The organism is Deferrivibrio sp. (assembly GCF_055117995.1).
In genome coordinates, this window is the sequence record NZ_JBSQOT010000048.1 from 1 (window position 1) to 10188 (window position 10188).

The 10188-nt window shown below is 31.5% G+C and carries 9 protein-coding genes; 1 reads left to right on the forward strand and 8 read right to left on the reverse strand.

Features of this window, described 5'->3' with window-relative positions; translation table 11 throughout:
* The 8 genes from ACTCAF_RS09795 to ACTCAF_RS09830 form a co-directional block, all read right to left on the reverse strand.
* The coding region (locus ACTCAF_RS09795; RefSeq protein ID WP_463063100.1) for a hypothetical protein at positions 1-290 on the reverse strand (290 nt) is incomplete at its 3' end.
* 10 nt (positions 291-300) lie between these two features.
* Positions 301-1617: a cytochrome c3 family protein gene (locus ACTCAF_RS09800; RefSeq protein ID WP_463063101.1), complete on the reverse strand. Its 1317-nt coding sequence runs from the start codon at positions 1615-1617 to the stop codon at positions 301-303.
* Between the two features lie 51 nt (positions 1618-1668).
* Entirely contained in the window at positions 1669-4473 is a 2805-nt protein-coding gene (locus ACTCAF_RS09805; protein WP_463063102.1) for a cytochrome c3 family protein, read from the reverse strand.
* Between the two features lie 106 nt (positions 4474-4579).
* Entirely contained in the window at positions 4580-5404 is an 825-nt protein-coding gene (locus ACTCAF_RS09810; protein WP_463063103.1) for an NHL repeat-containing protein, read from the reverse strand.
* A gap of 35 nt (positions 5405-5439) precedes the next feature.
* Positions 5440-6267 (reverse strand): cytochrome C, encoded by an 828-nt coding sequence (locus tag ACTCAF_RS09815; protein ID WP_463063104.1) that lies wholly within the window; start codon positions 6265-6267, stop codon positions 5440-5442.
* Positions 6254-7156 carry a formate dehydrogenase subunit gamma gene (locus ACTCAF_RS09820; RefSeq protein WP_242820015.1) on the reverse strand — a complete coding sequence of 301 codons (903 nt, stop codon included), beginning with the start codon at positions 7154-7156 and terminating at the stop codon, positions 6254-6256. Before ACTCAF_RS09820 ends, ACTCAF_RS09815 begins: the two co-directional genes overlap by 14 nt.
* 2 nt (positions 7157-7158) lie before the next feature.
* Positions 7159-8199 (reverse strand): cytochrome C, encoded by a 1041-nt coding sequence (locus tag ACTCAF_RS09825; RefSeq protein ID WP_463063105.1) that lies wholly within the window; start codon positions 8197-8199, stop codon positions 7159-7161.
* A gap of 16 nt (positions 8200-8215) precedes the next feature.
* Complete coding sequence (locus ACTCAF_RS09830) at positions 8216-9130, reverse strand: hypothetical protein (RefSeq protein ID WP_463063106.1); 915 nt, start codon at positions 9128-9130, stop codon at positions 8216-8218.
* A 308-nt stretch (positions 9131-9438) separates the two neighbouring features.
* Between ACTCAF_RS09830 and ACTCAF_RS09835 the strand changes: the two genes are divergently transcribed.
* Positions 9439-10053 carry a molybdenum cofactor guanylyltransferase gene (locus tag ACTCAF_RS09835; RefSeq protein ID WP_463063107.1) on the forward strand — a complete coding sequence of 205 codons (615 nt, stop codon included), beginning with the start codon at positions 9439-9441 and terminating at the stop codon, positions 10051-10053.
* Positions 10054-10188 lie beyond the last annotated feature (135 nt).

The window sequence follows — 10188 nt, forward strand, 5'->3', positions numbered from 1 at the left end:
GCAATCTCGTTAGCATTTTTACCGGAAACTTCAACTGCAAAACAAACGATGTCTTTCTCGTCACATATTTTTAAAAATTTTGTTAAGATGTCAATACTTATCTGCTTGTTTGAATCCCACACCAATACCATCTTTTTATCTTTTATACCGGCTGCTTTTTCAATAGGCTTATCCAAAGATTCAAATTCTGATAAATCGATCTTATCATTAATCTTCAGATTTTTAATTGGAAAAGCATATGATATATTAGCAATAGCAAATACTATTAACAAAAATAATGTTCTAATCATAACAGTCACCTTATTCTGTATATTTTACAGGATTGAGACGATCATACTCTTTTGGCTTGTGGCAACCTACCACACAGCTACCGCCGGTCTTTGTTTTTGTGAAATTAATAGGCAATTCCCAGCCACCACTACCAAAAGGTACTGATTTTCTAACATGATTCTGTTGATTAGAAGCATGCACTTCATGACAAGCTTTACAACTTCTTCCTTTACCTTTAATCATTACATGTAAGTAATGAAGATTCCTGTCACCATTTCTAAAACCAGTATATTTTGTTGTATTTGGATATTTTAACACATCATCATTATGGCAATTGAAGCATAACTGATATAACCCATCAACATATTGATTGTAAAATTTTTTCGGGAAAGCCATTTTTAAAATAAAAGGATTTTCCGCACCATGCACGTTATGGCAGGCTGTACACCCATCGGATGCAACAGGGCCATGAACATACTTTGACTCCTTGACTCTTTTCCCGATATCCCCATGGCATTCAAAACAAACATTTTTTTCATCCGATTTCAACAGCTTACCATATGCAGATGCATGAGGGTTGTGACACTGTGCACATTCTCCGCTAGCAACAGGCTTATGTTGAAATTTTGCATTATCAACAAGTTTTGACAGATTTTTATTCTCTTTGTGACAACTCATACATAAATCTTTTTCTGATTTTGCATTTAAGTGAAATGGAACATCTGAATTGTGAGGATCATGGCATTTTGTGCACCCTTCTTTTACAGGTTTGTGAACAAATTTATTGTTAAAATCACCTTTTTTGTCATTATGGCACTTATAACATATTTTATCTTCTGCGTCTCTCAATTGATACTTATAATCGGAGGCATGTGGGTCATGGCAAGAAGCACATTCACCCACTGCTACCGGACCATGCAAAAACTTTTTTACTGTCTTATTATTTTCATGGCATTGAAAACAGGTATCCGATTCTTTTTTCCCGATTATAAAATACTTATTATTGGCACCATGAGGATTATGGCAAGTTGTACATGAGCCGTCAGTAACAGGAGCATGCACATATTTACCATCAACTTTATTGTCATGACACATAATACATACAGGCTGGTCACCTGTCGGTGAAGCAAAATCAATAAAGCTCTTTGGCTTCTCTGAATGCTTCTTATAATTTTCCTCACTTGCAGCATGGCATACATTGCACTGACCAGCAGATACCGGACCATGAGTAAACTGATTTTTCATAATATCAGTATGGCAGTTTCCGGTAGTACATGTCACTGCGTATGCATTAAAAGTAAGCAACATAAAAACAAATAAATAGCCTAACAACTTCATTGACTTCATTAAAATCCTCCAGCAATTTTTAAGAACGAATTAAGCAATTTATATACCAAATTAATTTCCAATTAGTAACTCCATAAAAGTTTTCTTTCGTTTCTTTTTATCATTATATTTTTCTTTTCTTAACTTATCAGTATGATAGTACTTATATCTTAGCATTGTTTCTTCCCCATGACAAGTTGAACAAAAAGTAATAATCCCTTTATACTTCAAAAAACTATTCAAAACATTTCCTTCAGTATTTTCAGTAACCTTATAATCGTGACTTTCACTCCACTTATGAACATCATGACATGTAGCACAAGTAATATTCCCTGTTAAAGACTTTTCTCCATTTTTCTTAAAAAGAAATTTATTTGGCAAATCTTTTTCAAGTTTAAACGTCATAGGAATCTCAGGGTGACCATAAATATTAATCGCCTTAGTCTTGGCGATTCCATTTTCGCTATGGCAACCTAAACATATTTCTTTTACAAAATCTTTATTCGCATCGACATCTTTCTTATAAAAATACTTGTTATTCTCTGAATAATTGTGAACAGTGTGGCATGCATCGCATACGGAATCTTTATCTTTGAAGATAAGACTCATATTGTGCTCCGAATAAAGCACATCTTTTTCTTTTTGATGGCATGAAATACATAGTTGATAGGATTTTAAAATATTTGATGGAAATAAATATTTATTATTTATATGTGGCTCATGGCATGTTTTACAAACAACTTCCCCGTTGTGAGTATAAAAATCTTTAATTTTTTCGTCCTTCATGCCGATATGACTTGTTTTAATGATGTTATTTCCAAAAATATTTTTATCACTATGACAGCTTTCACAAGTGCGAATTAATACAGCATCTTCAGTTTCACCTCTTTTGTGGATATCATGACACAAGTAACAATTCTCTTTTTTAAATTTACCGGACATATCTCTAAAATGTGTTGAATTATGAGGTGAATCCAAAAATTCTTTCTTATCTTTATGGCATTGAAAACAAAAACTATCTTCTTCATATTTAAGAAATCTGTTTTTCCCTTTCTGTTGACTGTGCGGATCATGACATGAAATACAGCTAAGATTTTCCTTGATGGCATTTTTTTTATCTTTGATAGTGCCAAAAGGGTGCAATACTTTAACAATATTGTTTTTTGCAACACCATTAGTATTATGGCAAACTTCACAATAATCATTATCATTATTATAATCCCACTTAATAGACATCAAATATTTATTGCTAAAGGAATTATGAACCACATGACAATTTTCGCATAAACCTTTTTTCTTTTGATCATGGTGTTTTGAATTAAAAATACCATTTTTTTCAATATGGCAACTTATACAAAAATCATCCTTATTGCTAAAGTTAATCCTCAAAAACTTTTTATTCTTACCGGGTTGATGAGGGTCATGACATGTGGCACATTGAATTTTTGAATCGTAAAGCTTGAAGTTATCAGGAATAACATCATGAACAATTTTGTTAACCGGGTGGCTATTTTCCCCGGGTATAAATTGCTTTGCTACCCCATTCTTATTATGACAGTCTACACATATATCTTTAATATCTCTTTTCAAAAGATATTTATTCTCAGAATTATGAATATTATGACAGCTGAGACAAGTTATATCATTTAAACTATGTTTAGAACCTAAAATATCTTTTTTATTGTCATGACATTTTAAACATATAAAATCATTTTTGACTTCAGCCCTTAAAAAATTCTTTTCTTTACCGTGTGAATCGTGACAAGTAGCACAATTGATAAATTTGTCATTATTTTCCTTATTCATTTCACTAAAATAATTTATACTTTTTGTAAATAACGGTAAATCTTGACTGTTTTTAACCTCAACACTTACCGGATGATTAAATCTATCCTTGAAAATCCTTTTTTCGCCAACTATGTCAGCTTCTTTATGACAAGATAAACATGCTTTACTTAATAAATCCGTATCTATATTTGGCAAATTAACTCCCCAACCGTGAGGGCCATGACATGCTGAACATGTTCCATATTTATCCGGTGTCTGACCAAACATATTTTTAAACCCTTTTTTCTTTTTTAAGTCATGGCTTGTGTTTTTCACTGATACCTTATTCTTGTGACAAGTAAGGCAAAGTTTATCATCTTTATTATCAACTATTAATAATTCTTTATTGATACCTTTATGAGTATTGTGGCAGCTCAAGCAAATTATCCTGCCATCCTCAAACTTTCCTCCTAAACTTTCTACTTCTGAAATCATTGTGTTATCTGTTGGTATATTTACAGGGTGGTTTAATACACCTTTTTTGTATTGTTTTTTAGAATCCAATTTATCAGTATGACAAAAAGAGCAAATTTCTGAATTTCCAATTTTACCTAATAAAATCTTTTTCCCTTTAGGGCCGTGAGGAGTGTGGCAACTTTCACATATTATTTTCTCATCATCCCCTAACTTTCCTTTATTTTCAACTAATTGCCGTGAAACACTCATTTTACTATTTAGCTTGGATTCAGGGTGATTATAATGACCTTTTTTATCCGAGTGACACATTTTACACAACTGTGAATTAGTATTTTCTACTCTTAAGAAAACACTTCTGCCTATGTCCCCTTTGTTAATATCCTTTGTGCCATGAGCAGTATGGCAAGTCCTACACTGAATCTCTCCGTTTTCAAGGGGCAATTCATTAGGAATTTTCATATTTGAAGGTGGTTTTATACCAACTTTATGCATATCATTAGCCCATACACGTAATCTGCTATCAGCTACTGAGCCGTCGTGGCAAGAAAAGCACATCCTTTCGTTTGCAACAATTCTGTCCTTTTGGTAGTCTACTATTTCAGTCCCTTTTAGCTCGTAAATAAATGAATCCATCCACTCATAGTGACAAATTGCACATTCTTTTGCAGATTCTTGACCTGTAAATGAATAGCTTTTAGATAAACAAAATAGCAAAAATATGCAGAATAATATGGGTATCTTATTTGAACTTATAAACATACACAACCTTTTCAAAATTATCCAATATACATAAAAAATTATTATACACCTTTAACCTATATGGTGATTTTAACCTCAATATTTTATCATTTTCTCCCAAAACACCTAAAAACTTTCCACTATTCTTATCAAATATCTGGATAACTCCCATAATGCTGTCTGTAACAAAAAGATTTTGCCCTTGTATTTCAATACCTTTTGGACGATAAAGTTGACCTTTTTTTATGCCCCACTCTCCAATTGTATCTACATATTTTAAACTTGTGTTAAACTTCTGCACCCTCGTATTTATTACCTCTGAAACATAAATATCTCCTTTTTCATCCACTTTTATATCAAAAGGATATCTGAACTGATTTTTATTAAAACCAAACCCTTTTACCTGTTGGGTAAGCTTAAGATTTTTAAGTTTATACTTCATAACCTTTTGACCATCGTTATCAACTATAAACATAAAATCCTCATAAAATGCTATACCGGTCGGATCTTTAGCGTCAATTTTTACTGTTTTTAAATGGTTCCAATTTGAATCAAACATAACTAAACTGCTCTCATTTGCAGATAAAACATACCAGTCTGACTTAAAATACTTAAAACTGATCAATGAATGAAAGTTGCCAATAAATTTTTTACCTTTCAATCTACCATCATACAAATTGTAAATTAATACGTTATCTTTGTTTGATTCCAAAACATACAAAACTGAATCAACTACTTCTATATCCGTAATAAATTCATCTTTATTGAAACGAATCTCATATTGTTTTTCAACATTTACAGTGTTTAAGGCAAAAGCCTTAAACACTGTAAAAAATATGAAAAATATATAGACTAAAACTCTCATTTAGTTTGACCCGGCATCAAAAAATTGGGGATATAAAATTCCTTGTACTTTTCAACCATACCTACCACTTCATTACTGAGAATCTGATTCACTCTTCTTTCTTTATAGCCGATTTCCAGTAACGGTAGATAACTTTGGCTTAAACTTGGCGCATGACACTCATCACACTTGACAGGATTTTTAGAAACGTTTTTGTGTATGATTTTTAACCCCTGACTCTTTTTATCAGGAGATAAGGTAGGTAGCATTTTTCTAAACTCATCAACAAAATTTCTCTTTGAATCTGAATCAAGTCTTTCAAACTTTCCGTCAACTTCCAATAAAGGGATTAATTTTTGAGGGATATTATTTAAAAAAACTGATATCTCAAAATTGTCTACCTCTTTACCGGTAGTTTTATTGTACCAAATAAACTTTTTGTTATCCACTCTGACATGACAAGTCTCGCATGCAAAAAAATCACTATGCATATTTAAGAATGCCCTAATTGCCTTATTTTTGTCATGAGGTATATCTCCATGACATTTTATGCATATATTGATAGAATCGTGTATTACAGGATCACCGACATGATGAAAATGTTTTTCAATATCTTCCTGTTTAATAACTTTATAACCTAAATTATAAGTAACCTCTTTTTTATCTTTCATCATTTCTTTAAATAACTTTTCCTCTTCAGAAATAGCCATGTTTTCCACTTCTTCACCATGCTGATGCCATATATGCATAACTAAAATGTAAACTAAATATGATGACCACACCAAAAGCACTATACCAATTATCGCGTATATTTTTTTCAAGATGCCATTACTATGCCTGCTCATCTTTTTTCTCCTCATTCTCAAAATTCTCATCAATTATATCTTCAAAACAGTGTAAAAGATGTTCTTGCATCTCCTTTTTCTTATTTGCCTTATATTCGTCCATATCAAAAAACAGGCTCTTATCCTTTTCTACCAAACAGTTAATTCTCTTCCACTCGAGATAGTATTCATGCTTCATAATCTCTTCAGGCAAATAACCCGTAAGAAACAGTGGCGACATCGGAAATTTATCATAGTTAACATGGGCATTGTACATATGCCATATAAGGATTACTGCAGCTGCAAGCAATGCTTCATCAGAATGAGCTATAAAGCTTATATTAACAAACCAACCCGGGAAAAACATTGTTGAATATGATTCAAACCACAAGATTGCACCGGTTAAGCCTAAAACAGGAATACCCCAAAACACCGCCCAATAATCAAACTTTTCTCTCCAATGGAATCTTTCATGTTTTGGTTTTTCGTCTGTAATAAAAAATACATATTTTAAAAAATCAGCCACATCTTTAATATCTTTTACTCGCGGAAACATGGGTGAATAGTAAATAAACTTAAGAAGGCCTTTTAAAGAAAATTTTTTCAGCCTTATTGAAGGAGCTATATAGTAAACATAGAGATTCTTAAACAAATAATACCAATGGTAAAAAAATAATCCAACCATTGTAACGCCACAAATTCTATGAATAACAGTAGTGACTTTTAACCCTCCCAAACTGTTTATTAAAGTTTTAGCCCAAGGATAGTAATGAAATTTAAGAGGAAAACCTGTTAAAACTAATAGAATAAATGTACTCATCAAGATAAAATGTTGATACCTTTGAGCAGGTGTCATCTTTAAATAATATTTTTTACCTCTTTGAACTTTTATTAAGGGTAACTTCCTCATGTCTATTTCCTCCTCTTAAATTTTCTCAAACTAAAATTAGGAAAAATTTCTCTTATCAATTCTAAAATAAGAACTACTATAAGTGGAAAAAATGCACCTAACGTAAGTCCTGTAAAACCCAATGCTGTATAATATTCCGGTTTGTATAAATTTTTATCTATTACAACGTGCATTCTGATATCTTCAATACCATCTGCAGCATTAGGGTGGCATGTCTTGCGACTACACACTTTTTTTCTATTATCTTTATTAATTGAACTTTCCGGGTCTTCGTAACTTTTTATCGCATGAGCAGATTCATTTTCCCTGACATGACAATCTACACAATCCGGCGCACCCTCAAGGCCAAACGTAATAGCTTTGCCATGGAATGTATCTTTGTAAGTTGCTACAGCATTTTTTAACTTATGTCTTTTTACCATTTCAGGTTTAGAATGGCATCTTTCGCACATCCTTACGATTTCTGAGCTGTCTTTGCTCGTATGTAGTCGATGACTAACATGATTATAAAAATACTTTATAAATTTTTCTTCTTTATGGCACAAATTACATCTGGCAAGAGCTTTTGGGCTTTGCCCTTCTTCAGTAATATTCTTAAAAAGCTGTATTGGTTTAAACAACGGATTGTTATGACAATCTATACATTCAGGAAAATCATCAGCTTTTGAAAAATTAGCATATTTGTTTTCTGGTGAATGGATACTGCTTTTTATCACTTCCGCTACACTTTTGTGTGAAAACCTTTTTTCACTCGTTGGCTCTACTATATGGCATTCGTTAAGACAGTTTACTTTAGTATTCTCTTCATGGGGTATCTTTGTAATCTGACTATGACACTCTTTACATTTTATTTTGCCATGAACAGATGAGTGAAAGAGATTGTCATTGACGTAGTAAAGCCTTGTCTTGCCTGTTTCGTCAATCCTTGAAAGGGTTCGATACTTGTGACAAAGAAGACAATTTTCATCATCGGCACAATTACCAAACGAAGAAAAAAACAGAACTAATACAATACATAAGAACAGTTTTGCAATTACCCTCATATACACCTCCATTTATTTAACCTTTATTATGACATACATTACAAAGCTCATAGCCTTCTGGTAGTCTAGTCCTGTGCTTATACTTATTCTTTGCCTGCCCCTTTATTAGCTCAAACTGATGGGGTAAATGACAAGTTACGCACAAAATTTGATTATTTTTACCCAATGGAAATACCAACCCTCTTTTTTGCTCATATGATTTAATATTATTTAAAATAGTTGAACTTGGTATTACAGTATGTAAAATTCCTGTAGGGTGTGCCCCGCGAATTTGGTGGCAACCGTCACAAATCTTGTTGGGTTCACCTTTTAATAGTATAGATTCTATACCTTTATCTTTTTTAATATCTGGCTTAACTGAATGACAAATTATGCAATTATTTTCATTTACGGTTCCATCTGGATTAATCTGAATATGCGGGTTATATTTTTTATACTCATCCGCATTGTGACAGTTAAAACAAAATTCAGTAATATGTGAGAATGGCCTTCTCAAGTACTTAAAATTATTTTTATCCAGACAATTAAACAAATGACAAGTTAAGCAAGTAACTTTACCATCATTTAATGGAAAATCCCTCGGTATTCTTACTTCCTTGGTTTCAACATATTTAAAGTTTGTACTGTGGGCTTCAACACTTACGTCCCCTTCCGAATGACATTTTTCACAAAGCATTGTATCATTGTCAAACCGCAACATTTTCTCTCTTCTGACATGGCATACAGCACATATATTTTTTTCATGTGGATTTTTCTTATTAATGAAAAAAGATTGAACATAGTTTTCGGATAAATATTTATAATTATTTGAATCCGCCTTATGGCATAAAATACAATCTTTTTCACACAACCTGCTTATGTTTGCGATATTATGGCATGTACTACAATTTTCAGTATCGCTTAATCTATCCGAGTAAGCAAATACCAACACATATGAGAAACAAAAAATAATTGCAATTAAAAACACACTTTTTTTACACATAATAAAAATCTATTAACAAAAATCATGCCATATTTATAATATATTATTAAAATTTGTAAAAATAATTCACACTTATTTACTGTAGATTAATAACTTTCCTCTTTTTCATTCAGTATTTTATATATCTCAATAAATCATTTTTTAACTTATAATAACTTTAACTAAGTAATCGCTTATAATTTAACTAAACAATTATATTAAACCTGTTATTGTAAAATCATATGGAATATTAGCAAAATTTATTTTATAATTTTCATATGAATAAATTCTCTTGCGCAATTTTAGCCGGCGGGCAAAGTAGAAGATTTGGAAGAGATAAAACAGTTGCAGAAATCAACAATAAAAGTCTGACTGAAATCCTTGCCAATAAGCTTTGTAAAATCAGCGACGATGTAATGGTAATTTCAAAAGACAGTTCAAAATTCTTTTTTTCCATTGATCGAGTAAAATTTCTAAACGATTTTACAGATAGTCAATCCCCGTTAGTTGGAATCATTACTGCACTTCAAAATGCAAAATATGACAATATTTTTATTATTTCTGCAGATACCCCTTTTCTTTCTTTGGAATTAGTACATTTTTTATACGAATTTATTAACAAACACGACTGCGTACTAACTAAAATTAATGGTAAAATAAATACACTTTGCGGTTTTTATAGAAAAAAAATCATACAAACGTTACTTGATTTCTTTAATAGAAATAACTACAGGTTAATAGATATTTACATACACATAAACACTAAATTTATAAGTAATATAAATGAAATCAAAAAATATGATTCAGACTTATTGAGTTTTATAAACATAAACACCCCAGAGGATTACGAATATGCAAAAAAAATTGCCGAAAAGTTTGGTATCGGAATTTAATGTAAAAGTTTATTCTGAAAACAATATTGAAAGTAGCATACGTTACATTGTCAAAGAATCTAAATTTAATATATTGGTAAATGGAAAAAAATTTACATCAGCCATGCTATTGCCGGATAAAATTAAAGAATTTAC